Genomic DNA, 26208 nt, shown 5'->3' on the forward strand with positions numbered 1-26208 from the left:
ACCGCCTTTGCTGGTCTTTAGTAAAACCGCTGCTTTTCGGAACGGATTTCTATGACCGCCAACCCCAAACCGCTTTACCTGCTGCTGGCTCTAGTCGTCGTGTCGACGGTTATACTGGTTGGTTATCAGTTGATTAAGCCTAAACCGGTACAGAAACAGGACGAGTGGGCGACGGTTTTCAGGGAGCTGGGGACGCTTTCATCACCCCGGCTGGCCGACCTCAATAACGACGGTATTCTGGACATCGTCATGGGGGCGGGGAGTGTCGAATTCCGCACCAGCGACTCGGCGATCATTGCGGTCAACGGGGCCAACGGGCAGTTGCTCTGGAACGTCCGGGCGCGCGATCAGATTTTTGGTTCACCGCTCTTTCTCGACATCACCGGCGACGGTATTTTCGACGTTTTTATTGGGGGACGGGCCGCCGAGTTCAAAGCCATCGACGGCAAATCCGGCAGCGTCATTTGGGATTATTTCACGAATTCGGACAATCGCACACCCAGCGATTCCGGCACGTATAATTTCTTCAGCCCGCAGTTTATTCCCGATCAGGATGCCGACGGTTTGGCGGATTTGGTCGTTGCAGCGGGCGGTTACGTGAAAGCCGCTCCGCACGATCCCCGGCGTCCGGCGGGGCGGTTGCTGGTGCTGAGTAGCGCTACCGGAAAAAGGCTGGCTTCGGCGGTGATGCCCGACGGGAAAGAGACGTATACCTCGGTGGTTGTTGCTGATTTCAAGCGCGATAGCCATTTGTCAATCATTTTTGGAACCGGGGGCGAAACCCTGAGCGGTAGTCTGTACAAAGCTTCGCTGAGCGATTTACTGAAAAACGATTTGTCGAAAGCGACGCTATTGGAGCCGGGATACGAGAAAGGATTTGTGGCGCCCCCGGTTTTGGCCGACATCACGCAGGACGGTATTCTGGACATTATCGCTAACTCGGTCAACGGTCGGATGGTTGCCATCGATGGCGCAACGGAGCAGGTGCTCTGGCGGGTCAATGTTCCCAAAACGGAAGCATACTGCTCGCTAGCTGTTGGTTTTTTTACGGACGACGATGTGCCGGATTTTTTCACGAATTACGGAATCGGTACCTGGCCGCAGCTAAACCGCTCGGTGCAGTTGATGGTGGACGGAAAAACCGGTCAGATCGCGTTTCAGGATTCGCTCGGGAGTTTCCAGGAAAGCACCCCACTGGCGTTCGATCACAATCAGGACGGTTTTGACGACGCGCTTTTTAGCCTGAATTACAATCGGTTGTCTACGATCAGCAATCAGTTGCTGGTGATCGATTTCCACAATGATACCACGTACCAGATCGGGAAACGGCAATTCGGTGCAAACGTCGCCAGCACGCCCTGGCTTGGTGATCTGGATGCCGACGGTTTACTGGATCTGGTGTATTGCCACGAAACCAATCCGGTCGATTTGCTGTCGATCAGTCAGAAAAAAGGACTGAAAATCAATAAGCTGAAGCTAGCGGTTCCGACATCGAAAAACCGGGTCTGGGGGGCTTACATGGGCAGCGATCACGATGGAATTTTTCGGGGAAAACGAAAACCGTCGAGTTGAGATTTATACATAAATTCGGACCAGAATTTATATCCCAGCCCACGGTTTTAACCGTGGATTTACGGAAAATCTAGCACCCATAAAAACCGTTTTAACGGTTTGAAATTCCGGATCACAAAACCGTTAAAACGGTTTCCAAACCTCAATTTTCCACGTGATGCGAATCCACGGTTGAAACCATGGGCTGATAGATTCGATAATTCATTATTCACATGAAAACATATTTTGCAACCGTGGTGATTGCCTTGCTTCTCAGCACGATTTTTTGCCATGGACAATCCGTAAACGACTCGGTGGTCTACGTCCGGAAAATCTACAAAACCGTCGACACGGTTCAACTGACGGCGCATATTTTTTATAAACCGTCGACGATCGTGAAAAAAGGCAATACGGCGCTGGCTTTTTTCCACGGCGGGGGCTGGGCATTTGGCGACCCGAACGAGTTTTTTAACGCCAGTAAACGCTACGCAAAGCTCGGTTTGGTGGCGATTTCGTTTCAATACCGGCTGGTGACGGACACCGGAAATAATCCGGAAAAAACCATTACGCCCGTCGAGTGCGTGATCGATGTGCGGTCGGCGATGCGCTGGTTGCGCGAACACGCCAGCGACTTTGGTGTCGACCCGAACAAGATCGTTGCGGGCGGGCAATCGGTTGGGGGCCAGTTGGTTCTGTGCACGGCGATGATCGATACGCCGAATGATCCGCAGGATAATCTGAAAATCAGCCCGGTACCGAACGCCATCATTTCGTGGTCGGGAACGGTCAACACACTTGAACCCTGGTGCGACCGGTTGCTGGGCAACAAACGAGCTCAAATCTGGCATATTTCACCGGCTCACAACCTGAAGCGGGGCCTACCGCCCGTCATTGCGTTTCACGGAACCAAAGACACGATGGTCGATCTATGGACCGTCAGTTTTTTCGCCGACGACATGCGGGCGCTGGGCAACCACTTCGAAATCCACAAATACGAAGGCCGACAGCACTATTTGGGCGATCCGGATCCGTTTTACGCCCGCTTGTTCGACGAAGGAATTTTAAAGGAAACCGACGATTTTCTGCGCCGGTTTGGGTTTATGAAACCGTAAGCGCAACCCGTCGCGCTTTCCCCGCAAACGAATAAATTGTTACTGAAACCACCCCGACCGGTAGCACCAACGTTCGCGCCGACTGCGACAGATACGTCGATCCGTACGCCAATTCCTGCCTCCGTTTCTGGCCATTCGCCAGCGTAATTTCGGCCCAGGCGTCGGTTCTTTGCAAGGCCAAAACCCGTTGCGGTTTTTGATTGGGTTGCGAAAACGCCAGCAACGGGCCGGAATTTTGCGTCACCAACACCAGATGCTGACCGGTTTTGGTGTGCAGCGTTGCCAATCCTTTGGCGTCACCGGTCGTGGTAAAACCGCTTTCGGTTACCGGAGTTGGCTGGAAATTCCCTTTTCCATCGCCTTTCAGATACAGACCGATACTCGCATCATACCGCCCGATCGTCACTTCCGTTGCGTAGGAATTACCAACTGTGAGCAAGTCCAGAAAACCGTCCTGATCGACGTCCAGACTGGTCATGCCGTAGAGCGGGGCAAACTGCACCTGTACCGGCAGCGGTTTCAGCGTAAATTTCCCGTTTCCTTCGTTTTGCAGGTACACGCTCTCAAACCGGTCGCAGGTCAGCACATAAGCGCCCTTGAGTTCTTCCTCCATGAACAGGTCAGCAAACGAACTTTTGGCGTAATCGGCGTACTTCAAAAACCGCCGGCGCATGAAATTCATCTGACCGATCAGCTCGTCGCGGGCGTGCGTGGCCTGTTGCTGGCCTTGCAGGTAATACGTCAAAACCGGGTCTAGTGTGCCATTCTGGTCGAAATCCTTGGCATAAACCGCAATCGGTTCGTCGGCAGTCGGTTTGTAGCGGCTGTTTTGCCCGCAGTTGCCCAGCACGTAATCCATATCGCCGTCGTTGTCGAAATCGCCACTGGCAAGGCTGTTCCACCAGCCGCGGGTGTGCTGCAAGCCGAGCGATTCGGAGACGTTCGTAAACCGGCCTTGGTCGTTTTTGAAAACTGTAACGGGCATCCATTCCCCGGCCACCATCAGATCGATTTGCCCGTCGTTGTCAAAATCGGTCCATAACGCTGATGTTACCAAACCCACGCGACTAAGCGCTTTTCCGCCTACTTCGTCGGTCACGTTGCTAAACTTGCCGCCGTCATTTCGCAGGATGTAACTTCTGGCGGGCAGCGGATATTTGCCAGGATAAACCCGCCCACCCACGAACAGATCGAGGTCGCCGTCGCGATCGTAATCAGCCGCAACGACGCACGAACCGCTGTCGGTAATCCGGGGCAAAGCCGACGGATCACGACTGAAATTGCCCTGGCCGTCGTTGCGATACAGCCGGGGCTGGTAATAACTCGTTTCGGCCATCTGCTCGTTGCTGCCGCTCACGATAAACAAATCGAGATCGTTGTCACCGTCGGCGTCGAACAGCAAAACGCCCAGGTCTTCAAGTGGCTGGTCCAGATTGAACTCTTTTCCCGTAAAACGCCCATCGGCGGTTTGTAGAAACAGTTTGCCGGGGTAACCGGAAGAGTTACCCACAAAAAAATCCTCCCGACCGTCGCCGTTGACGTCGCCGACGGCGATGCCGGGCCCGCTCTGCGAATATTTGTGCGGCAACAAATGCTCGACCTTGAAATCGGCGTATTCGTTTTCCTGATGCCTGAAATCGATGCTCAACCGAGCCGCCACTTCCGCAAACAAAACCGGTTTTGGTTTTTCGGGTAAAACCGGCCCCCGAACAGCGTCTTTGTGTCGAACCGTAATAACCTGATTGGCTTTGACGTTGCGGAGAATCGTACGCTTGCCGTCGGGCCATTGAATGAGAAGGCTATCGGCGGTAGCGGTTTTTCCCAATCCAAAATGTAGCACCGATTCGACGCTCGACTGAAAACCACGATAGGGCGAATTTTCCAGGTATTGAACGTCATTTTTTCCAGCGTACAAACTCACCTTCGCGCCCAAACCGGCGGTGTTGAGGGAGTCGCCGACGAGTTTCAGTCGGAGGTAATGATTTGTTTTCAGCTCGTTGGAGCGGTTTTTGTAAAGAAAAACCGGGTCGTTGATGTTGTTGACCACCAGATCCAGATCGCCATCGTTGTCCAGATCGGCGTAGGCAGCCCCGTTCGAAAAACTCAACTCGCGCAGGCCCCAGGCGTCGGATTTTTTGGTGAACGTGAGATCGCCCGGTCGGTCGCCACCGTTATTCCGAAAAACGTAATTCTGCAATTTGGAACCCTGTAATTCTTCAACCGCGCGGAGCATGATGCGGTGCTGTTCGCTTAAATTTTCGGGTAAGCGATTGGGCGCGTCGGGCGAAGCGGCATATTTGTTATAGACCGAAAAATCGCGGTTCGTGATGTCTTTCGGATAGCCGTTGCTGATAAACAGGTCTTTAAAGCCGTCGTTGTCGAAATCGGCCAGCAGGGGTGCCCAGCTCCAGTCAGTGGCGTGAACCCCGGCGAGTTGTCCGATCTCGCTGAACGTACCGTTACCGTTGTTGAGTTGCAGCGTGTTGCGCATGTACGACGGCAAATAGCCCTGCGCCAGCGTCATCATGAACTTGTCGTAGTTTTTGGCCCCGCTGAACAATTTCTGCCGCTCGTTGTCTTCGGGCAGCATATCGACGGCCATGATGTCGGGCAAACCGTCGTTGTTGATGTCGGCGATGTCGTTGCCCATCGCAAAATTGCTGGTGTGTTTCAGGTACTTAGCTGCGCATTCGGTGAAGGTTCCGTTCTGGTTGTTGAGGTAAATAAAGTCGTCATCGACGTAATCGTTCGAGACGTAAATGTCGGGCCAGTTGTCGTTGTTGATGTCGCAGATGGCCAGCCCCAACCCGTAGCCGTCGATCAGCATCCCGGCTTTTTTCGACACATCCGTGAACGTTCCGTTGCCGTTGTTCTGAAATAGTTTATCCGCGCTCTTCCCGGAACCGTCCGTTATTTTGGGATGAATCACGCTGGTGTCCCAGGTTTCGTTGGCGTAGGTCGCAATGAACAGGTCCAGATCGCCGTCGCGGTCGTAATCCAGAAAAGCCGCCATCGTGGAAAAACCGGTGTACGCCAGTCCGTAAGCCGCTGCGGATTCGGTAAAACCGCCTTTTCGATTGTTGATGTAGAGCCGGTTGGTCCGGCGCGCGTCGCCGTATACGCGCGCCGAGCACACGTACAAATCCGGGAAACCGTCGCCGTTGACATCCGCCACGGCCACGCCCGTCGCCCAGTTATCACCCCGGATGCCCGCCGATTCGGTGATATCTTTGAATTGTAAATTTCCCAGATTGAGGTACAGCCGGCTGGGCACCTGATTTCCACTGAAAAACAAATCCGGCAGCCCGTCGAGGTTGACGTCCAGCACCGCCACGCCCCCGCCGTTGTACACGTATTCGTAATCCAGCAGGTTGACGGAATCGTTCTCAGTGATCATGTTGGCGAACTGAATACCGCTTTTTTCAGCGGGAATCCGCTCAAAAACCGGCGGCTCTTCTTCCCGGTTCCGGCAGGAAAAAAGGAACAGTAAATTCAGCAGGTAAAAACCGGTAACAAGCAAGCGACGCATAGACTTACAATGACGGCAAAGTTTGTCCTTAGAAATGAAAATTCGTCAGTAGTTGCCCGGCTACTGACGAATTAGAATTACCCCCAAATCCCCTCAGGGGGTTGATGTAATTTACCAGCCCGGGTTTTGCTTCAAGACTCCTTTGTTGAGCAGGATTTCGTTTTCCGGAATCGGGAAATACAGGCGGTCGGGGCTGCTGGCTTTCACGATCTGGGCGGCATAGGTTGGGTCCCAGCGCAGCAGATCCAGCCAGCGAACGCCTTCAAACATCAGCTCCCGGCGTTTTTCGGCGCGAATCGCCTGCCGCATTTTTTCCTGCGTATCGACGTCGGCCAGCGTCAGCAACGGAATACCGGTGGTGCCCACGGGCAGCGTGGGGCGGAACCGGTTGGCAAAGTTGGGGTCCTGCGCCCGCGCCCGGAACGTATTCAGAATGGCCAAAACCGCCTGTTTGTTGGTTTCGTAGCTGAGTTCGTTGAGGGCTTCGGCTTTGTTGAAATAAATTTCGCCCAACCGCAGCATCACCAGATTGGCGCGCGCAATGCCTTCGTTGGCCCAAAGCGGCTGGGGCAGAAACTTGTTCGAGACTTTGTCGTCCTTGATCACGTTTTCGTAGCGAACATCCTTGCGCGGTTTTTCGTACTGCGCCACGGCGTCGTCGGTCGCCCGGAACTCGCCGTTGCCGTAATACCAGCCGTGAATCCCCATGTTGAAAAAACCGGGTCCGGCTTCGGCCTGAATTTCAAGAATAGCTTCGGCGCTGTTCTGATCGCCCAGAAACATGGTCGTCCACGGATTGGTCAGCGTAAACTGGTTGCTGTTGATGATTTCATCGGACAGTTTGACGACTTCCGCCCAGTTTTTTTCCTGCAACCGAATCCGCGACAGGAAGCCTTTGGCCGCCCATTTGCTGGCCCGGCCCCGGCGTTCGTTGGCCGAAAACTGCGTCAGCGAATTCGGAAGGTTGGTTTCGGCCACCTGCAAATCTTTCACCACCTGCGCCAGCACTTCCGACTGCGGAACGCTCGGTTTCTGGTTTTCTTCCGGCAACGCGCCCGACGGAAAGTCCAGAATCAGCGGCACGTTGCGCCACAACATCGCCAGGTAGTAATACGAAAGTCCACGAATAAAATGCGCTTCGCCCAGCACTTCATCCTTGCGTTTGTCGTTGGCGGTGGTGGCTCCGACGAATGCCGTTGGTGCAATGTCTTTTACTTTCTCCAGAAAAAGATTGGCGTTGGCGATCGTTACCCAGGGCGCATTAAAATACGTGTCCGTTGTGCCGTTGTTGACGCTGGACATATCGGTCCGGGTTTCCATCAGGTAACCGAATTTCCCGGCGCCGGTGGTCAAATCGTCGGAATTCATGTCCAGCAGCATGTACGTACCCACGATGTGATTTTCGGTAAATAAGCGGTTATAGGTTCCGATCAGCCCCAGTTCGGCATCAGTGCCGTTTGAATAAAAACCGTCCTGCGCCAGTGCCGATTCGGGCTTCTGATCCAATGTGTTACAGCCATTTACGGCAAAACCGATCAGAAAAAGAGCCGCCAGCCGAAGCATTTTGTTGTTTAGTTTTTTCATGAGTACGAATGAAAAAGGAGAATGACGAATCTTGATCTTAAAATGAAATGTTCAGGCCCAGCGTGTAGCTTTTTGGCTGCGGGAACGTCCCGTAGTCGTAGCCCATGGCCACGTTGCCGCCGATGCCCGAACCGGTGAAATGGCTCACTTCGGGATCATAACCTGTGTAGTTGGTGAACGTCAGCAGGTTATTCGACGAGAAGTAAATCCGCGCCGACGCAATTTTAAGCCGGTTCGTAAAAGTGCGGGGCAGGTTGTAACCCAGTGTCAGCGTTTTCAGGCGCAGGTACGAACCGTCTTCGAGCCAGCCGTTGTGGGGCAGCAGGTTGTTGGCGCTCCGGTTGTCGTAGAAAACGCCCGGATATTCCGTGACATCACCCGGTTTTTGCCACCGTTTGTCGAACGAAACCTGCGTGGTGTTGTAGCCAATCGTCGAATTCAGGTCGCGGTTCAGGCCTTCCATCCACTTCCGCGTCTGGTTGTAAATCTTATTGCCATACGACCATTGAAAGAAGATGCTTAGGTCAAACCCCTTGTAACCGAATGAGTTGGTCAAGCCGCCGATGTGTTTCGGCAGCGGACTTCCCATGATCACGCGGTCGAGGCTGTTGACGGCTCCGCCCGATTTATCCTGATCGACAATGACGACCGTGCCGTTTTCGGGATTCACGTTTTTCTCCCGTTCATACACCCAGAACGAAATGGGTTGACCGACGCGAATCAGCGTGGCTTCGTTCACCGCAATGTCCTGCCCGGCTACCAGCGACAGTACTTTGTTGCGGTTCATGCTGAAATTCAGGCTGGTATTCCAGGTAAAATCGCCGGTCAGGTTGACCGTATTGATACCCAGTTCGAACCCTTTGTTTTCCATTCTTCCGATGTTGGTCAGCGTGGAGCCAAAACCGGAGGTGCGGGGCAGCGGAATATCGAGCAACAGATCCTTGGTGGTTTTGATGTAATAATCGGCGGTCAGATTCAGGCGGTTATTCAAAAAACCGACGTCGGCACCGACGTTAAACTGGGCGGTTTGTTCCCAGGAAAAATCAGCATTGGGAATGTTGTTGGCCACCGCGCCCAAGCGGTTCAGGTAGTTGCGACCGGTATTGGCACCCCCGCCGACGCCAAAGGTGCCGATGTAGGAGTAGTTTCCGATTTCCTGATTTCCCGTAATTCCGTAGCTCGTCCGCAGTTTCAGGTTGCTGACGGTCGTCGACGATTTCATAAACTCTTCTTCCGTCAAATTCCAGCCGACCGAGGCCGAAGGGAAAAAACCGTATTTGTTGTTGGCCCCAAACCGCGACGAACCGTCGATCCGGGCATTGACCGACAACAGGTATTTGCTCTTGTAATTGTAGTTCAACCGGCCGAAGTAGGAGGCAATTCCCCAGGATTCCGCGCCGGAGGTCGAGCTCAAAATGGTAGAACCGCCATTCAGCGTCGTGATGTTTTTGCTGACAAAACCGCCGACGTACGAAAACGCTTCTTCCAGGCGGGATTCCTGAAAACTGGTCCCCAGCAAGGCCTGGAATTTGTGGTCTTTTCCTAAATTAAAATCGTAGGTAAAATAATTTTCCGTCAACCACAACACTTCATTGAAATTCCGAACACTGCCCGATCCGGTACCATTCCCCTGCACAGCGGCCTGAAATGGTTCGTAGAAAAAGTCTTCGTTCTCGAAGCGAACGTCCGTTCCGACCTGCGTCCGGAAGCGCAGCCCTTTGATGATTTCCCATTCGGCAAACAGATTACCAATTAATCGAAGCGTCTTGTTATCAAGGTGTTGTGCCAGCGCCATCGCTACCGGATTGGCGATCAGCGGAGCCAGCGGATCGAACGAATATTCGCCGTTGGGCAGGTAGATGGGCGTGGCCGGGCTACGCGTCAGCGCTGTTGTCAACACCGGCGAACCGTAGAGGTGATTACCACCCGCATCCGAGCGGGGCGTTCCGTTGTTGCGGAGCCGGTTGTTGTCGGTAAAACTGACCATCAGGCTATTCCCGATTTTGATCTTGTTATTGATTTTCTGATCCAGATTGACACGGAGCGTGTAGCGCTTAAACCGCGAATCGATCAGAACGCCTTGCTGGTCCATGTAACCCGCGCTCAGCATATACTGCGTTTTTTCGGTGCCGCCCCGGGTCGAAAGGTTGATGTTGGCGGTGGGTGCGCTGCGCAAAACCGCATCCTGCCAGTCGGTGTTGATGGTGGGATTGCGGATAAATTCCTGCGTAAAAACCGGTGCGGCTTTGATGGACGCCAGACCTTCGTTCGACAGGGTCGCGAAGTCGGACGCGCCCAGCACTTTGTAGCGGCTGGTCGATTGCGAAAAACCGTAGTAGCTCGTCAAATCGATCTGTTGCTTGCCAGCTTTGCCGCGTTTGGTCGTCACCAGCACCACGCCGTTGGCCGCCCGCGCCCCGTAAATAGAGGTCGACGCGGCATCTTTCAGGATTTCAATCGACTCAATGTCCGCCGGATTGATGTTCGACATCCCGTTGATCCGTTCTTCGCCGGTTTGCTGGTTGAACGTCTGCGTGTTGTTAATCGGAATCCCGTCCACGACATACAACGGCTCGTTGCCCGCGCCCAGCGACGAGGTGCCACGAATCCGGATGGAAACGCCCCCGCCCGGTGCGCCGGTATTATTCGTGACCTGCACGCCCGAAGCCCGGCCCTGAAGCGCCTGATCCAGACCGACCAGCGGCATGTCTTTGATCTCTTTCGCCGTTACCGTTGCAATGGCGCTGGTAACTTCAGCTTTCGTCTGCGTTCCGTAACCGACCACCTGCACTTCGCTCAAAAGTCGTTCATCCGTCGCGAGCTGCACGTTGATCACCGAGCGGTTATTGACCGGAACTTCTTTGGACAGGAACCCGATGTACGAGAAAATGAGCGTTCCGTTCGGATTCGGCACGTTGATGACGTAATTGCCTTCGGCGTCGGTCGTGACGCCACTCGTCGAACCTTTGATGATGACGTTGACACCCACCAGCCCGTCGCCGTTGTCGGACGTTACGCGGCCCCGCACGTTGATGGCGGTTTTTCGCTCCAGCCGGGCCATCAAATCCAGGTTGACGCGGGCCTGCAAGGGGTTGAAAAGGGCGTTGTCCAGCAGGGGAATCGTCGTAGACCGCGCGGCTTCGATGCTCTCCGGGCGGTTTTCTTTCCGGTTTTCTTTGGGCGGAACCACCACGTAAACATGGTCTTTCACCTTTTCAAATTGGAGATTCAGCGGTTCCAGCAAATTCTGGAGCGCGTCCTCGATCCGGGCGGGCGCGTTGGCCTGCCGGGTTACAAACTTGTTATCGACGGTCTGGAGATTGTAGATCACCGACGCATTATACCGCGTACCCAACTCATTCAGAGCCTGTTTGAGCGGTTTGTGTAATTCCGTCAATACTTTTTTCTCGACCGGCGATTTGTCAATCGAAGCCGTTACCTGGGCGTATCCCTGCCAGCTTATAACCGCCTGGAGGAACAGACAGAACGATAGCTTGCGCAATGAGTATCGGTTCTTATTCATGAGGTGAAATTCTTAAGGGTGATCGGATAAAGGAATGCTATTCTCAATAACTACCTGATTATCAGTCCGGATGATGCGCAGATTCGACGATTTGGCCAGAACCGTCAACAGTACATCCAGGTTATCGCTCGGAATGGTGCCGACCAGTTTCTGGTTGGCTTTCACATTATCTTTGAAAATCACATCGACGCCGTAGGTGTCTTCGATCATTTCGCCGACTTTGTAAAGGGGCGTATTTTCAAAAACCAGCACTTTATTGCGCCAGGACGTCAGCGCTTCGGCGTTCACCTGATTCTTGACGACTTTTTTGTCTTTCCGGAAATATTCCACCGTCTCGCCGGGCACCATCATCACCCGGTTAGTATCTTTCTCCGACATGATGTTGACTTTGACCTTGCCGGAATTGAGCACCACGTTGGTTTTGTCGTTGCGGTTAAAAACGTTAAACCGCGTTCCCAGCACCTCGACGTCCAGGTCGGACGTGTGCACCACAAACCGGGCGTTGTTTACCTTGTGCCTGACATCGAAAAACGCTTCGCCGTCAATCCAGACCTCGCGATCGTGTTTCCCGCCCCAGTTGGGTGCGTGCCGTAATTTGGTGTTGCCATTCAGTGTTACCACCGAACTGTCGGGGAGTGTAAACGTGCGGTTTTCACCGTAAGCGGTTTGGTAACTAATAAGCTCCTTCGCAGTGCGGTTCAAGTAGAAATAGGTGCCTCCCGCCAGCACCAGCAAACCCGCCAGCGAAGCCGCCACCCATCCCGGCCAGCGGTTCCACCAGGTTGTTTGGGTACTATCTGACCATAAAGGTTTTACGGATGATTCATTTGCACCGATGGACACCAGCAGCCGTTCCAGCTCCCGGTTTTTCTGCTCCTCCGAAACAACCGGTTTTTGCGGAGTAAGCAGCGAAATCAGCGCCCTTGCTTCGTCGATTTCGCGTTGTTTTTCGGGATGTTCCCGGATGAAATGCTCCCAAAACTGAACCGCTTCGGCATTCGTGCCGGACACGAAGGCCTGAAATGATTCATCGGTGGCAAAATCCTCGCTGGTGTAGTGTATGTAATGGGATGGATGCATAACGAAAGCGCTTAGAACGAGCGAAAAGATGAAGAATGACAAACCGGGTTTCGTCCTCTTTTGCTAATAGGACAGCGGGTTTGCAGTTATATACTCAAAATATTTTTGGGCAAATTGTCCGGCAGTTTTACACCGGTTTTTAGGAAATAAATGGAGCCATTTCGAAAGCATTTTATCAGCCCACGGTTTGAACCGTGGGACCATCAGACGGCAATTTTCCGCCAATAAAAACCGTTTAAACGGTTTCTGGATGGGAGCCAGATTTTCCGTTTTCCACGGTTAAAACCGTGGGCTGATAAATCCCTGGGAAATAATTGATTGAAAATCAGGAAGCAAAGAAATAGACAATCAGCAACGCGAGCGGGCTGGCGTATTTGCCGTCGAAATAGGCGCTGTCGAGCACCGGGCGGAGCGCGGTCGATGAGGGCGGAACCAGGGCGGTTTTGTGTTCTTTCAGACTTTTTAGACTCTGATGAATCAGATTCCGGACCGACTGGACGTTGAGCGCCATCACATCCGCAATTTTTTCGTAATCGAGCCCTTCGTAAAACTTCAGAAAAAGCGCTTCCCGCTGCCGTTTGGAGAGCTGGTTCAGGCAATGCGCCAGTGCTTCGCCCTGTTCTTTGGAAATCTGGGCGGCAATCAGGAAATCTTCGTGTGAAAATGTGATGTCAAATTCATAGAGGTAATCGGCCTGAATGCTCTTCTTTTTATTGGCCGACACGGCTTCGTCGCTGATGTGCCGTTGCAGCGCTTTAAGCAAATAGGCTCGGACAAACCGGATTTCACCCAATTGTTCGCGCCGGGTCCAGAGTTTCAGAAACACATTCTGGATGCAATCCTGCACCAAATCTTCATCCCGGACGAGCTTCATTCCGTAGTAATACAGGCTGTCGTAATGCTCCCTGAAAATATGCGCCAGGGCGTTGGAGTCTCCATTTCGGAAATTTCTCCAAACCGCATTTTCCGCCGTATGTTCACTAGGGGTTTCCATTACGCTAAAATCAATACCTTGAAATTACTTTGCTGAATTGTACTATTGTAGGAAATGCTTGCCCGGTTGGATCGCTGAAAAACGCAATTGGTTTACAAAGAGATAAAGAAATTTCTATTTTTTCCAAAAAAAAAGATAAAAACTGCTTTCGTGGTTTCCAGACCGTATCCGATTTTTTTGAATAGATGTAAAAAATACATTTATTATCTCAGGTAAAATCAAAAACCAGCTTAGAAGGAACTCCCGAAATATTGTACTATTTGGTTATTCAAGCCAGATGACTAGAATAGATAACAGGCGGTTTTTCGGGAGCTGATTAGGCCTGTTGCCACAGTTCTTTGACCCTTTTCAACTCCTTTTTCAGGGATTCAAAAGCCACCTTCTGATCGCTGAGCGGCAGTTTGGTCGCGCCGTCTCCACCCGGCGTATGCTCCGAATGAAATGACGCCGAAACCTGAATTTTATACTGTTTCAACAGCTGAAAATAATTTTTGTAGTCGGACATGCCTTCGCCGATCGGCACGTTTTTCACCACCCATTTCCCCGCGCGGTTTTCCCACGCAAAGTCCTGAAACACCAGCGTTTTGATATGCGATTGCAGCAACCGCAGGCCGTTTTGCCACGATAAACCGCCCTCGACCGTCGCGTGCCGGATGTCGTATTGAACGCCCATCGTCTCCGGATCGGCGGTTTTCAGCATTTCCCAGACCTCCCAGGCCGACGCGCCCACCAGACTCCCCGAATGATTCTGATACCCGCCCGTAAGGTTTAGCTTTTGGTTCAACTCGCTGAGGCCCTTTACTTTCTGTTGATACTGCCGCAGCGATTCGGGCAAACTGCGGTCGGCGGGGTACCAGTACCAGTTCATGCGGTAGTGCCGGATGCCGAGCTGGGCCGCCGTTTCCAACACCCGGTGGTCCACCGGATTGGCCGCATCTTCGACGGCGGTGGTCATCAGCGAGGGCGAAAAACCGACTTTTTTCAAGGCTTCAACGGCTTTGGGCAAATCGGTTTCGACGCGCTCGGGCCGCACGTGGCCATTCGGTCGAACGGTCAGATCGACGCCATCGAATCCGAGTTCGGCGGCCTTTTCGGCCAGATCGGTGTAATTCAGAAACTGCAAATGCTTCGAAAACAGGTGCATTTTGGGAATCGCAAGTTCCTGCGTCGGTTGACTTTGCAGCCGGTCGGGCTGGAGCAGCGAGAGTGCACCGGTGACCAATGCGGTTTTCTGGATGAACGATCGGCGGGAGTAGTTGGCAGCCATAGCGGGATCGGGTAAGGTATTGGAAGCCGTAAGGGGCGCAAGGGGAAAATTATACTCGGATAAAACCGGATTTTTGGCGCGAAAAGAAAAAGTGAGTATGAATAGCGCAGGTACGCTGTCTTGCAGATAACCGCGAACTTTTCCCCATTTTTATGAAACCATACCGCCTGAGTTCCCTGCTGCTTTTTCTGTTTGGTGCGTTTCGGACAACCGCCCATTTTCCGCCCGATAAAAGTCAGAAAATAAGCTTGTCGGCGGAAATGATCATTAACGAAGGTGCTAAAGGAAATGCCGGTTTTCTGGCGGATGAACAAGGGCCGAAAGACCGAATTCCGGTCGAAAAATGCACCACAAACTGGTCGGTGAACGTGGCCGAAGGCGAATTGTCGTGGTATTTGCCCGCCAACGCGGTGATCGATCTGGGCCGGGACTACGTCATTACCAAAATCTACCTGTACGACGGCGATGGCATGGTCGGAAATTGCCGGATCAACTACGGCATTCCCTTTCGCTGGACACCTTTGCTGACCGATCCGCTGACCAACAGCAACGTCTGGAATGTTCATTCGGTGGCGAATAATCGGACACGGTATTTGCAGATTTCGAAGGAAACCGACGCCGACATGCGCGAAATTGTGATTTACGGTTATCCGGTTGGCCCTGCTCCGACAGCCTCAAAGGCAGCCGCCCCGGCGCGAATTGGCCCGGTTTTGAAAAATACCATCGGTATCAATTCGCATTGTGGTGATCCGATGGACAAGGTCGAAGTGGCTGATTTTGTGCGCGAATACCACAGCTGGCATTACCACGAAGGCGGTTTTACGCGCGGTTATCCCGGTTATCCGAACAACGCCACGCAGTGGAATCCGAGTACATTGAAAAGTGATACGGTCAAAAAAGCCGCCGGGGTAATTCCCGACTGGAATCCGAATCTGAAAACGGGGGTCGATTTTGATGTCTATTATCAGAAAATGAAAGCCGCCGGCATTACGGTTTTTCCCTGCATTCAGGGCACGGTTCCGTGGCTGAACGGCGCGCCCGACAAACACTCGCGACACAAGCCTGTGGCAAAACCGGGTGCCGACCCCACCAATCCGGCGTCGTACGCGGCTCATGCCGATCTGATGTTCCAGTTTGCCGCCCGCTACGGTCATACGAAAGTATCTGACGATCAGCTGAAACTGGCGCCCAACCAGCCCCGAAAGTCCGGTTTGGGGTATCTGGATTATTACGAAAACTGGAACGAGCCCGACGGCTGGTGGGGCGGGCGCAGCGATTATTTTAGTCCATATGAATACGCGGCCCTATCGAGCGCGGATTACGACGGGCACGAATCGACGATGGGCAAAAACAAGGGCATCAAAAATGCCGATCCGACCGCCAAACTGGTCATGAGCGGTATTGCCATTCCGAGTGTGGAGTATCTGCGGGCCATGCAGTTCTGGTTTGAACACAACCGGAAAGACCACAAATTCGTTTTCGACGTGCTGACGGTTCACCACTATTGCAACGCTGGGGGCGGGCAGGCCGTGATGACCAAAGGCGTGAGCCCCGAACAGGACAATTTGCGGGGTGTGATGCAGCGCGTAACGGATTTCAGAAACCGCTACGCGCCCGAAAAAGAAGTCTGGATGACCGAGTTTGGCTGGGACACCAACCCGGTGACAAAACAGGCCGCGCCGACGCCGGAAATTCAGGGACAATGGCTGGTGCGGGCGTTTCTGGCGTGTTTTGCGGGCGGAATGGACCGTGTCGCGATGTTTATGCTGCGCGATGTGCGAACAACCGGCACCACCCAGTTCGACAACAGCGGGTTGATTGGTGCGACCGGTGACCCGACCGTCAAACCGTCGTGGTATTACGTTCATACGCTGCGGGAACAGCTTTCGGGCTTTGTATTTTATGGCGAAACCGCGACCGGGAACGAAAAAGTGACGGTTTTTAAATTCAAAAATCCGACGACGAACGAGGGAATTTATGCGTTCTGGTGCCCTACGTCGGACGGAACAGAAGTGCCGGATTATTCACTAAAACTGGAAGGTTCACCCACGACGGCGACGCTGGTAACGCTCCGGAACGGGCAGAAACACGGCGTTTCCCAAAAACTGTCGCCCACGGCGGGAACCGTTCGGGTGGCGGTTTCGGAGCGACCAGCTTTCCTGAAAGTCAATAAAATGCCGTGACGATCACCGGACTGCGAGCGGTTTTTCACCGGCGTTGGGGTCCAGAAACCGGTTGTCGATCAGGCCATTCCGATAGGCTTGCAGCGTGGCTTGCAAGCGTTGCTGCAATTGGTGCCGACGGACTTCATTCCGGATCGGCTGATCGGTTCGGGAGTCGTAAAGAACGCCGGTTCCGTCGAGCGGCATTTCCAGGTAAACGTCTTTTTCGACCAGCCGAAACCGCCCGGCGGCATACTGAACGGCCTGGCCGGGTTCGGTATCGAAAACCGATTGCCCGAACGGCAATACCGGGTTTTCGTTCAGGTTGAGGTAATGCAAAACCGTGGGCATCAGGTCCGTATGCTGACAAATCCGGTCGGTGTCCGTTTGCTGTTTAAGCGCCTGAACAACCTGAGGATCAGCGTGGAAAAGCAGGATTGGGACGCGATAGGCCCCCAGCGGATTGGCATAACCCGGTTCGGTGGTTTCCTGCGTATGATCGGCAGTAATGACAAACAAGGTTTGCCGGAACCACGGCTGTTTTTGGGCGGTTTTGAAAAATTCCCGCAGCGCATAATCTGCGTAACCAATGCTTTCGTGAACTTCCACCTTGCCTTTCGGAAAGCGGTTTTTGTATTGCGCCGGAATCGTGTAGGGCATGTGCGAACTGAGCGTAAAAAGGACCGCGCCGAACGGCTGTTTCGACTGGCTCAGCTGCCCGGAAACATATTGCAGATACGGCTCGTCGAAAATGCCCCAGTTGCCGTCAAAATCCCGTTCGCGGAGCGAATCCGGGTATTCGTTCAGGCCGTAATAGTTTTGAAAACCGGCCTGTTGTGAAAATCCTTCGAAGCCCATCGAGCCGTTGCGGGCTGCGTGGAAAAAGTGGGTTTGAAAACCGTGCCGATGCAGCAGCGTGCCGAGTCCCGAAAACCGGTTCGACTGGTAGGTTGAGGTAATAAAGGGTTCGTCCATGAGCTGCGGAATGGACGCCGTGACGGCCGGAACCGCCATGATCGACTCCCGGCCGTTGGCAAAACCGTTGGTAAAAAAAACGCTTTGCCGCGCCAGCGAATCCAGAAAAGGCGTGTAACCCCGGTACGGATTCCCGTAGCCCATGTACTCTTTCGCAAAACTTTCCAGGATAATCACAACGACATTCTGCGGGGGCTGAACGGGCAAGTGGAGCGGAGTTGGTGACGGATGACAGATGAGCGACCAGGCGGTTTTCTGATCGGTAAAAAACGCCAGCCGTTCGGTGCCGACCGCGTCGATGGAGGTCAGAAAAGTGAAGGACGAATTCAATGTGAGATTGCCCAAACCCGCGTCATTCTGTCGGAAAGCCTGATTGGCACGCAACGGTTTTTCCTGGAAACCGCCCCGAAAGAGGAGAATACTCAGCGCCAGCGCGAACGCCAACCCGGCCCAGCCCGGCCACCAAGCCACGCGACTCGAGGTTTCGACGGGTTTTCGGTTGGGATAAAACCGGACCAGAACGTACGTTATTCCCGCAAAAATCAGGAGCAAATACCAGAAATGGACAACCAGCGAAGGCAGTTGATCGGTGATGTCGCCCCCCAGGTCGAGGAGGCTGATGATCGTCCGGCGGCCGGTAAACGGGTAATATTCAGCATCGATGAGATTCAACAGCAACAGCGGCAGGTTGACCGCCAGATACACCGTTTTCAGCACGCGTTGCCAGGTCGTTGTGGCCACCCACCGGAGCGGCAGGAGGGAAAGGAGCGTGAAGAGAATGTTGCTGAGGGCGATGATCGACCAGTCGAAACGGATGCCCAGGAGAAACGACCGGCCAATTTCCTGAAATGAAGCCTGTTGAAAGGTGTCACGATTAAAATACCAGAAGAAGAATCGGCAAACCGTGTAGGCAAGCCACAGCAGCCCGAGCCGTTGAAGCCACAGGCTATAGCATTTTTTCATGAATTTATAGAGGTGTCGCAATAATCGGCAAATGTAGCAAAAGTAGATGGATACTGATAATTTTACAGCATGCGAACGATTCAGACAGTTATCAAGCCGCAGGGCCAGCAATTGGGGCCGCTGACGATGCACCAGCCGTTGCCCGCCAATGGCGTCGACCAACTCGACCCTTTTTTGCTGCTGCACCACCACGGCCCGACCCGGTTTCCGGCCCGCAACAGCGGTTTACCCTTTGGGCCACACCCGCACCGGGGTTTCGAAACCGTGACGTTTATTTACCAGGGCGACGTGCAGCACCGCGACAGCAGCGGTTTTGCCAGTACCATCGAAACCGGAGGCATTCAGTGGATGACCACCGGCAGCGGACTGGTGCATTCGGAAAGTTCGTCGGAGGCATTTAAAGAGACCGGTGGCATGGTCGAGCTTATTCAGCTCTGGACCAATTTACCGGGGCGGCTGAAGATGGTAAAACCGCATTACGTCGGTTTGCAGAAAAATGACATTCCGGCGGTGACGCTGGCGGACGGAAAAGGAACGGTGGCCGTTACGTCCGGCGTCTGGAATGGTGTTGCCGGGCCGGTTCAGCCGGTTTACGATGTGGAGCTGGCAAACGTTTCGCTGTTGGCGGGCGGTTCGTTTACGCGCCGGATCGAGGCTTCGCGTACTGTTCTGTTTTATCTGTTAAATGGCGCAATTGTCGTTAACGGTCAGAAAATCAGTGGCCGTTCGCTGGTCATTTTTGAAAATGACGGTGACGAAATCGACGTTCGTGCCACCGACGAATCGCGCATTTTGCTGGGTTCGGCCCAGCCGATTAACGAACCGGTGGTGTCGCACGGCCCGTTTGTGATGAATACCGAACAGGAAATCCGGCAGGCCATTTCCGATTACCAAAGCGGGCGGATGGGACACCTCAGTTGATTTTCAAAACGGTATAAGCCGCCTGATGGGGCTGGCGGGTTTGGGGCCCCACTTTCGTGGCGGTGCGGTCGTCGTCGTGAATGACCAGCAAATGATTGGCGTCGATGAACGTCAGGTCTTCGGCTTTGTGGTTGAAATGAACCGGCTGGCCAGCCGCGTCGCGCACGACACTAAACGGTCGGTTGTTCAGAACGGCATCGGGCGTGGCCGTCCAGAGATAGGCGTCCAGTTGGCCATTGACTTCGATGGAGGTCAGGAGCCAGAACAGCTTGCGGGTTCGGTCGTATTCGATGCTCGACAACGCCAGCGGTTTGGGCAGATCGGGAACGGTGGCCGGGTCAAAATCGGCCACTACGCGCCAGTTGTCGCGCAACGCCAGCCGCTCGCCAGTAGCGGTTTTTTCCACGAAAAACGGCACGCTTACAATCCGAACCCGGTAGTCGAATTTATCGTATTTTTCGCCTTCTTCCCGAATCCCGAACAGCAGCAGCGAATCCATGACGGCCAGTCCTTCCACCTTGAAATACGGCATTCCGTTGGGGTAGGCCGGGCGGTTTTGCGATAAGACTTTGCCGAGTTGTTCGCGGAGCGCCACGGAATTTTTCGCGCCCGGCTGCGGAGCCAGCACCTGAGGATTGGCTTCCTGGCCCTTTTTCCAGTATAAAATGGTGTTGTAACTATCCCAGTCCGTCGAACCTGGTTTGACGCGGTCGAACGCCGTGGTCAGGAAAACATAGTCGCCGTTGGTGGCAAAATCTTCGTATTTGCGCGTGGTCCGAAAGGTTTCCGCGAGCAGGGGCGTGGGCCGGACGGTGGTGTCGGCCAAGGTTTTCCAGGGCTTCGTAAAAACCGGGCTCAATCCGGCGGGCATGTCCTTGTCGTTGGCGACGAAAACCGTGCCGTTGTCGAACAAAACCGCCGAGGCTTCGCACCAGACCGGGTTGCCATCGGGCATTTTCGTGCCGAAATCGCAGCAGGAAAGCCGGTTTTCAGTTTCAACCGAAGCCGTCAATACCGAAGCGTTTTTTCCGGTTAGGTTCCGACCGGTTTTACATTCGGTCAGCGAAAGGGATAGCAGCACCAGGCTGACCAAGGCGTAATGGTTTCTCATTGAATCGCTTTTGATGATTCTGGTTTGGGGACGGACGCTGAGGGGCGAATCACTTCGTTTTTATACGCCCAATTTCGCCACACGGTTTCGAGTGGACCCGATCGGTGGTATTTTAACCACTGCGTGCTGTACCAAACCTGAAAGATATAGAGGCAAATTACGGCAAAAAACGATTGCAGAAGCGTCAGGTGGCCCGAAAATCCGAATGCGTAGCCGTAAAAAAAGGCCATGCAAAGGAGGGTTTGCATCAGGTAGTTGGTTAAGCCCAGGCGGCCGGCATTCCCAATCCAGCGGAAAAAGCGGGGCGGTTTTTGTTGAAGAAACAAGGATAGCTCAATAAGATAAACGATGGTCAGCAGCGGAGTGCCCATAAATTCGGCAAGCGAAAAGATCAGTTTTTCACAGGGCAATTGGGTCGCTGGCAGCAGGTGGATGTCAAAAAGCGGCAGACAGGAAAGACCTTTTAGCAATAAAGCGAAGGGGAAAATCCAGAAAACGAGTTTCAGGAGCTGAATTTTGATGGCGTTGATCCGACGGAAAAGCTGCAATTTTCCCGTCACCAGACCCAGCAGAAACAGTAGTTCATAGTGGAGATAATTCACCAGTCCATTCCGGATGGCCGCGATGTGTAACAGCATGACACCGAGTTTCTGAAGACGGATGACGTCCCAAACCGAGCCGTATTGCCAGGTAGATACCACTTGCGTCACGACCAGTTCGAACGACTGTTGACTCCGGGCGAGTGACTCCGGCGTGTCTGGAAAAAGGACAATAGTGACCACTTGGCTACCAATACCGAGCAGCAGGAGCGCAACCATCCAGTTCAGAACGGTTGCCACCGATTTGGTATTGAAGTACAAGAGAGTAAACCCGAGGAGTGCGTATTTGTGCAGAATATCCCCAAACCAGAAAATGAAGGCATGAATAAGGCCCATCAGCAGCAGAAGCCATAATCGGCGTCTGAAAATCCGGTTGGCATCGAGCCCAGCCTGGTTGTTTTTTGACCACATCAGGTAAAAACTCAGGCCAAACAGGAAACTGTAAAGGGTATAAAATTGCCCCCGGAAGAAAAGGTGGACAAAAAACTGGGTGGGAACGTAGGCATCCGGCTGACCTAAATGCCGTTCGTACACCTGCTCCGGACGAAGAAAAGCAAACAGGGAGTATGTCTGACTATTCATGATCAGAATTCCCAACAGAGCGATACCTCGGATGATGTCAATAAAGTGGAAACGTCGGTCGTTTAAGGGCGTTTGTTGGTTCATTGTTTGCGTTGAAGCGCATAAAAGTTGCCGTCTGTCGCACACGAAGATGCGACAGACGGCAACCGCTGGTTTAGTTGGCTTTGATGATTTTGACGGTTTTAAACCGCCCGGGTGTGCTGACCCGCAGCAGTAACACCCCGGCTGGCTCACCACCCAGCGAAAGCTGATGGGATGCGTTTGCTTCGCCGGCCGGAATCTGTTTTTCCTGAACGATATGTCCTTGCAGATTGGTTAGCAGCAGGCGAACCGCTTGATTCGCAGCTCCCTGAATCGCAAACTGCACCGCATCGGTTCGCACCGGATTCCCGAAAATAACTACCTCCAGCTCGGGGGCGGTTTCGGCCGCCAGTCGGGCGTTGGCGCACTGATACGCTTTGGGCGATCCTTTCAGGACGTAATTGCTGCCCAGCACGCGGGCATTCACCAGTGTTCCGTTGGCCAGACTGGCCGGGGCAGTAAAGTTATAGGCATGCGCACCGTTCCCTTTCCCCGCGTCTTTCAGGTCGGAACGGTAGATATTGGCCAGCGTACTGCCCAAAACCGTTACCTGCCCCGGACTGGTTTCGGTGTAAAACTCGACGGTAAAGGGCGTATTGGGTTTGCTGCGATCCCAGACCCAGCCCCGGATGCCTCCACAATCGAGTTTATCCAGGTAGCCTTCGAAATTGCCGGTTACGCTGGTTGTAGCCGCCGGATTGACGGTCAGGTTGAAGCTCACACTGTTGGTGGCGCCCTCTTCGTCGGTGGCCGCATAAATCAGCACAAACGTGTTGGCAACCGTGGGTGTTCCGCTAATGACACGAGTCGCCGAATTCAAGCTCAGGCCATCGGGCAAATTAGTCAGGGTGTAGGTCAAACTGCCATTCTCGGGATCGGTAAAGGCGACCAGTGTACCCGAAAACGGCACCCCTACCTGCGCCACCAGCGGAGCGATCAGCACCGTCGGCGTGGGCGGCTGGGGCGGTTTGTTGGCAGAAGGCGTTGGGTTGCCCTGGCAAATGAGGGCTTTGGGCGAATCTTTCAGGATGAAATTACTGCCGGCTACACGGGCGGAAAGCAAATGGGGGTTGCCGTCTTTGAGCTGGTCAGGAATGGTGAACCGAAAACCATGTTTGCCATTGCCTTTCCCCGCATCGGCTAGGTCCTGACGAAACTGGTCGGCCAGCAGCGTCTGGATAACGCGGGAACCATCGAGAATATCGACTGATACAGCAGTATTGCCCTTGTTCCGATCCCAGGCCCAGCCGCGGAAACTGCTGCAGTCGGCTCCGTTGATAAAACCGTCAAACGAACCGCTGACTAACGAAGCCTCAATAACGACACTGAGCTGGCCGGGTGCGCTGGTACAGACTCCGCTGGTGCAGGTGGCTGAATAAATCAGCGTGCCGGTGGCGGAAGTCGGGATCGAAATTTCGCTGGACGTGCCCTGGGTCTGATTCGACCCCGACCAGGTCAGCAAACCGCTCGCACAACCGCTGATGGTCAGGCTAACGGCCGGGGTATTTTGCAGAATGGGCAGGGTCGTGCCGGCGGTTAAAGCCAGCGTTGGGGCAGCGGGCGGGGTTTTATTTCCGGTTACTTCTACATTGGCTACCGCCGTACAGCCGTTGGGCGAAGTGACGACCACCGAATAGGTTCCGGCTTGCGAAACCGCAGCGGTATTTTCGCTGGTACCCGGTGTCGTCCCGGTGCTGAAGGCATACGTGACGCCGGTGGCCGGGCTGGCCGTCAGCGTTACGGTGGGGTTGGTGCAGCTGATGGCTCCGCTGGCGGTGAGGCTGACCGACGAAGGGGCGGTTTTGTCACTCGTCACCTCGATTGAAGCGCTAGCGGTACAGCCGCTAGGGTTGGTAACGACCACTGAGTAGGTTCCGGCCTCGGAAACGGTGATTTCCGTTGTGTTGGCCCCGGTGCTCCACTGGTAAGTGCCTCCGCCCTTGGCGGTTAGCGTGGCCGAAGGAAGCGTACAATTTAGTGCCGTGGCTGTGGGGGTAATACCCGCTGTCGGCGGGGTTTTATTTCCGGTTACTTCCACACTGGCTACCGCCGTACAGCCGTTGGGCGAAGTGACGACCACCGAATAGGTTCCGGCTTGCGAAACCGCAGCGGTATTTTCGCTGGTACCCGGTGTCGTCCCGGTGCTGAAGGCATACGTGACGCCGGTGGCCGGGCTGGCCGTCAGCGTTACGGTGGGGTTGGTGCAGCTGATGGCTCCGCTGGCGGTGAGGCTGACCGACGAAGGGGCGGTTTTGTCACTCGTCACCTCGATTGAAGCGCTAGCGGTACAGCCGCTAGGGTTGGTAACGACCACTGAGTAGGTTCCGGCCTCGGAAACGGTGGCGGTGTTGCCGCTGCTGATCTGAGTAGCGCCATTACTAAAATGGTATGTTGCGCCATTACTAGCAGGAGCCGTTAACGTGACTAAGGGGTTGCTACAACTGATGTCGCCATTTTTAGATAAGCTGCTTTCTGGGTTGGTATTAACAGCTAACGTGAATACTCGGGAGGTAACCGTGTTGCAATCGCCGGTCACATCTACTGTATAGGTGCTCGCATCTGCCGCACTGACATTCGATAATTGTAAATTGGGGCTATTGGTACCAATAACCTGACCGTTTTTCTTCCAGGTATATACTAGATTAGGGCCTGAAGCGACCACGGAAACGATCAGGTTACTTCCTGCACAAACGGCTGAACTAGTGGCCGGCTGTGTGGTAATGACGGTAGGAATGATCGGCTGACGTTGTACTTCAAAAGCACCCAAATCAATCGTACTTCCATAGATGCGGGTATTATCGTCCAGATCCTTGGGCGTCGTGTTGGCGGCATTATCACCTACATTAAGAGCCGGAGAACAGGGCAGTAAACGCAAATTGTCATTCGTTGCATCGACAAAGAGCGGGTCCTGGCTGCTATTTCCATTCTGCCCGGCGTAACCACTCTGCGCAATGATCGAATTGGTGACTGTTGTCGTTGGGGAATTATAGGATGGCGCATAAAGGTCATTCGGAGAGTTGCCCCAGAGAATGCAATTTTTAAAAATAGCCGTTGATTCATTGTAAAGGACGCCCGCAGTATTGGTTGCTGAGTTTCCGCTAAAGCTGCAATTGATCACCGTAAGCGTGCCGCCAATGATGACTTCCAGCGCTGCCCCGGATTGAGAAGCCGAATTATGGCTAAAACTACAGTTCGTGAGTGTAATATTTCCAAAATTGATTGCTAAAGCTCCCCCGCGTACCGCCATGTTGCCAACAAAATTGCAATTCGTGAACGTAGAATTTGAAGAGCTGTTTAGCACCGCTCCACCATCTGTTGATGCTGCCTGGTTATTGGTGAACGTACAATTGCGGATGGTGGGGCTACTGTAAAAATTGTGGAGGGCTGTACCACTAGCGCTGAAAATGTTTTCTTCCGTTTTCCCCCCTTTCATAACAAATCCGTCCAATACAGCAGCGGCTGACAAACCGTTGTTGTTGTTATAGATAATATGGTACGAATTGTCGTCCGAATTACCTGCCTGGCCAATGTCACCACTTAAGGTCGTTGATGAAGGTGTTGTTAAATTGATCGTTGGACGGTCACTAAACTGGGTTTCGGTTCCCTTAAAACCGCCATAGATAGCTACGCCCTCTTTCATAGCGTACGCAATTGTACGGTCGGTACCGGTTGTGGGTTTATACGTGCCAGCCGCGACCCAAATCTGGTCGCCTGACGACGAAGCATTGATAACGGCCTGTAAATCATTCGAGGCATTGGCCCAGTTGGCTGTGCCATCACCCGAGCCGTTGGTTTTCACATATCGGGTCTGTTGTGCCTGAACATCGGCCAGACTACCCGCCAGGAGCAGGATGAATCCGCATAAACCCATCCATCGGAGGAAGTTGGGTCTGCCATAAAAACATACACGTGTTTGCATTGCTGAATTGGAATTAAAAAATGGATAGATTCAGCTGCAAAGGTTGGTCAAGGCAATTAAGGAGGCTATAAGCGACGTTTCCAATGCTATAACTGACGTTACATTCGTCGGTCAATAGCGGTTTCCGGGAAGATTCCGGGCTTTTTTGATGCATTCCTGATCGGGCTTTTGCATCCCAAAAAGAAAAGAGCGTTAAAAACCGGTCGCGTATCGACCGGAAAGGAAATGGAATCGGTTGAACTCAATCGCCGTTCT

The 26208-nt window shown here is 53.5% G+C and carries 14 protein-coding genes; 4 read left to right on the top strand and 10 right to left on the bottom strand.

Annotation, left to right across the window (positions count from 1 at the left end):
- Nucleotides 1–51: 51 nt before the first annotated feature.
- Together EHT25_RS29780 and EHT25_RS29785 are read left to right on the top strand one after the other, a co-directional pair.
- Nucleotides 52–1572 (top strand): outer membrane protein assembly factor BamB family protein, encoded by a 1521-nt coding sequence (locus EHT25_RS29780; RefSeq protein ID WP_124879070.1) that lies wholly within the window; start codon nucleotides 52–54, stop codon nucleotides 1570–1572.
- Between the two features lie 212 nt (nucleotides 1573–1784).
- Nucleotides 1785–2663 (top strand): alpha/beta hydrolase, encoded by an 879-nt coding sequence (locus EHT25_RS29785; protein ID WP_124879071.1) that lies wholly within the window; start codon nucleotides 1785–1787, stop codon nucleotides 2661–2663.
- Here EHT25_RS29785 and EHT25_RS29790 read toward each other — a convergent pair.
- From EHT25_RS29790 to EHT25_RS29815, 6 genes are all read right to left on the bottom strand, one after another.
- Nucleotides 2650–6192: a VCBS repeat-containing protein gene (locus EHT25_RS29790; RefSeq protein WP_124879072.1), complete on the bottom strand. Its 3543-nt coding sequence runs from the start codon at nucleotides 6190–6192 to the stop codon at nucleotides 2650–2652. The genes EHT25_RS29785 and EHT25_RS29790 overlap by 14 nt on opposite strands.
- Nucleotides 6193–6303: 111 nt before the next feature.
- The gene (locus EHT25_RS29795) at nucleotides 6304–7776 is read right to left on the bottom strand and encodes a RagB/SusD family nutrient uptake outer membrane protein (RefSeq protein ID WP_124879073.1); all 1473 of its coding nucleotides are present in this window, start codon (nucleotides 7774–7776) and stop codon (nucleotides 6304–6306) included.
- 37 nt (nucleotides 7777–7813) lie between these two features.
- Entirely contained in the window at nucleotides 7814–11299 is a 3486-nt protein-coding gene (locus EHT25_RS29800) for a SusC/RagA family TonB-linked outer membrane protein (protein WP_124879074.1), read from the bottom strand.
- A gap of 12 nt (nucleotides 11300–11311) precedes the next feature.
- Nucleotides 11312–12379, bottom strand: a complete 1068-nt coding sequence (locus EHT25_RS29805; protein WP_124879075.1) for a FecR domain-containing protein — start codon at nucleotides 12377–12379, stop codon at nucleotides 11312–11314.
- A 325-nt stretch (nucleotides 12380–12704) separates the two neighbouring features.
- Nucleotides 12705–13373, bottom strand: a complete 669-nt coding sequence (locus tag EHT25_RS29810) for an RNA polymerase sigma factor (protein WP_124879076.1) — start codon at nucleotides 13371–13373, stop codon at nucleotides 12705–12707.
- A gap of 316 nt (nucleotides 13374–13689) precedes the next feature.
- Nucleotides 13690–14640, bottom strand: coding sequence for a sugar phosphate isomerase/epimerase family protein (locus EHT25_RS29815; protein ID WP_124879077.1), 951 nt, complete (start codon nucleotides 14638–14640; stop codon nucleotides 13690–13692).
- A 152-nt stretch (nucleotides 14641–14792) separates the two neighbouring features.
- On the opposite strand from EHT25_RS29815, the gene EHT25_RS29820 reads away from it, so the two are divergent.
- Nucleotides 14793–16823: a glycosyl hydrolase gene (locus tag EHT25_RS29820; RefSeq protein WP_124879078.1), complete on the top strand. Its 2031-nt coding sequence runs from the start codon at nucleotides 14793–14795 to the stop codon at nucleotides 16821–16823.
- A 3-nt stretch (nucleotides 16824–16826) separates the two neighbouring features.
- Here the strand turns inward: EHT25_RS29820 and EHT25_RS29825 are convergent, their stop codons facing one another.
- Nucleotides 16827–18740 (bottom strand): LTA synthase family protein, encoded by a 1914-nt coding sequence (locus EHT25_RS29825; RefSeq protein WP_124879079.1) that lies wholly within the window; start codon nucleotides 18738–18740, stop codon nucleotides 16827–16829.
- 69 nt (nucleotides 18741–18809) lie between these two features.
- On the opposite strand from EHT25_RS29825, the gene EHT25_RS29830 reads away from it, so the two are divergent.
- Nucleotides 18810–19661, top strand: a complete 852-nt coding sequence (locus EHT25_RS29830) for a pirin family protein (protein ID WP_124879080.1) — start codon at nucleotides 18810–18812, stop codon at nucleotides 19659–19661.
- On the opposite strand, the gene EHT25_RS29835 is transcribed toward EHT25_RS29830, so the two are convergent.
- From EHT25_RS29835 to EHT25_RS29845, 3 genes are all read right to left on the bottom strand, one after another.
- Complete coding sequence (locus tag EHT25_RS29835; RefSeq protein WP_124879081.1) at nucleotides 19654–20772, bottom strand: hypothetical protein; 1119 nt, start codon at nucleotides 20770–20772, stop codon at nucleotides 19654–19656. The two genes, EHT25_RS29830 and EHT25_RS29835, sit on opposite strands and share 8 nt — an antisense overlap.
- Complete coding sequence (locus EHT25_RS29840) at nucleotides 20769–21953, bottom strand: DUF418 domain-containing protein (RefSeq protein ID WP_221622346.1); 1185 nt, start codon at nucleotides 21951–21953, stop codon at nucleotides 20769–20771. Before EHT25_RS29840 ends, EHT25_RS29835 begins: the two co-directional genes overlap by 4 nt.
- A 154-nt stretch (nucleotides 21954–22107) precedes the next feature.
- Nucleotides 22108–25953, bottom strand: a complete 3846-nt coding sequence (locus EHT25_RS29845) for a putative Ig domain-containing protein (protein WP_124879083.1) — start codon at nucleotides 25951–25953, stop codon at nucleotides 22108–22110.
- Between the last annotated feature and the right edge of the window lie 255 nt (nucleotides 25954–26208).

The organism is Larkinella rosea, assembly GCF_003858635.1.
Lineage (GTDB): Bacteria > Bacteroidota > Bacteroidia > Cytophagales > Spirosomataceae > Larkinella > Larkinella rosea.

Excerpts from the sequence above, each read along its gene's own strand:
- EHT25_RS29780 (WP_124879070.1), top strand. The coding sequence starts at position 52 with ATGACCGCCAACCCCAAACCGCTTTACCTGCTGCTGGCTCTAGTCGTC.
- EHT25_RS29785 (WP_124879071.1), top strand. The coding sequence starts at position 1,785 with ATGAAAACATATTTTGCAACCGTGGTGATTGCCTTGCTTCTCAGCACG.
- EHT25_RS29790 (WP_124879072.1), bottom strand. The coding sequence starts at position 6,192 with ATGCGTCGCTTGCTTGTTACCGGTTTTTACCTGCTGAATTTACTGTTC.
- EHT25_RS29795 (WP_124879073.1), bottom strand. The coding sequence starts at position 7,776 with ATGAAAAAACTAAACAACAAAATGCTTCGGCTGGCGGCTCTTTTTCTG.
- EHT25_RS29800 (WP_124879074.1), bottom strand. The coding sequence starts at position 11,299 with ATGAATAAGAACCGATACTCATTGCGCAAGCTATCGTTCTGTCTGTTC.
- EHT25_RS29805 (WP_124879075.1), bottom strand. The coding sequence starts at position 12,379 with ATGCATCCATCCCATTACATACACTACACCAGCGAGGATTTTGCCACC.
- EHT25_RS29810 (WP_124879076.1), bottom strand. The coding sequence starts at position 13,373 with ATGGAAACCCCTAGTGAACATACGGCGGAAAATGCGGTTTGGAGAAAT.
- EHT25_RS29815 (WP_124879077.1), bottom strand. The coding sequence starts at position 14,640 with ATGGCTGCCAACTACTCCCGCCGATCGTTCATCCAGAAAACCGCATTG.
- EHT25_RS29820 (WP_124879078.1), top strand. The coding sequence starts at position 14,793 with ATGAAACCATACCGCCTGAGTTCCCTGCTGCTTTTTCTGTTTGGTGCG.
- EHT25_RS29825 (WP_124879079.1), bottom strand. The coding sequence starts at position 18,740 with ATGAAAAAATGCTATAGCCTGTGGCTTCAACGGCTCGGGCTGCTGTGG.
- EHT25_RS29830 (WP_124879080.1), top strand. The coding sequence starts at position 18,810 with ATGCGAACGATTCAGACAGTTATCAAGCCGCAGGGCCAGCAATTGGGG.
- EHT25_RS29835 (WP_124879081.1), bottom strand. The coding sequence starts at position 20,772 with ATGAGAAACCATTACGCCTTGGTCAGCCTGGTGCTGCTATCCCTTTCG.
- EHT25_RS29840 (WP_221622346.1), bottom strand. The coding sequence starts at position 21,953 with ATGAATAGTCAGACATACTCCCTGTTTGCTTTTCTTCGTCCGGAGCAG.
- EHT25_RS29845 (WP_124879083.1), bottom strand. The coding sequence starts at position 25,953 with ATGCAAACACGTGTATGTTTTTATGGCAGACCCAACTTCCTCCGATGG.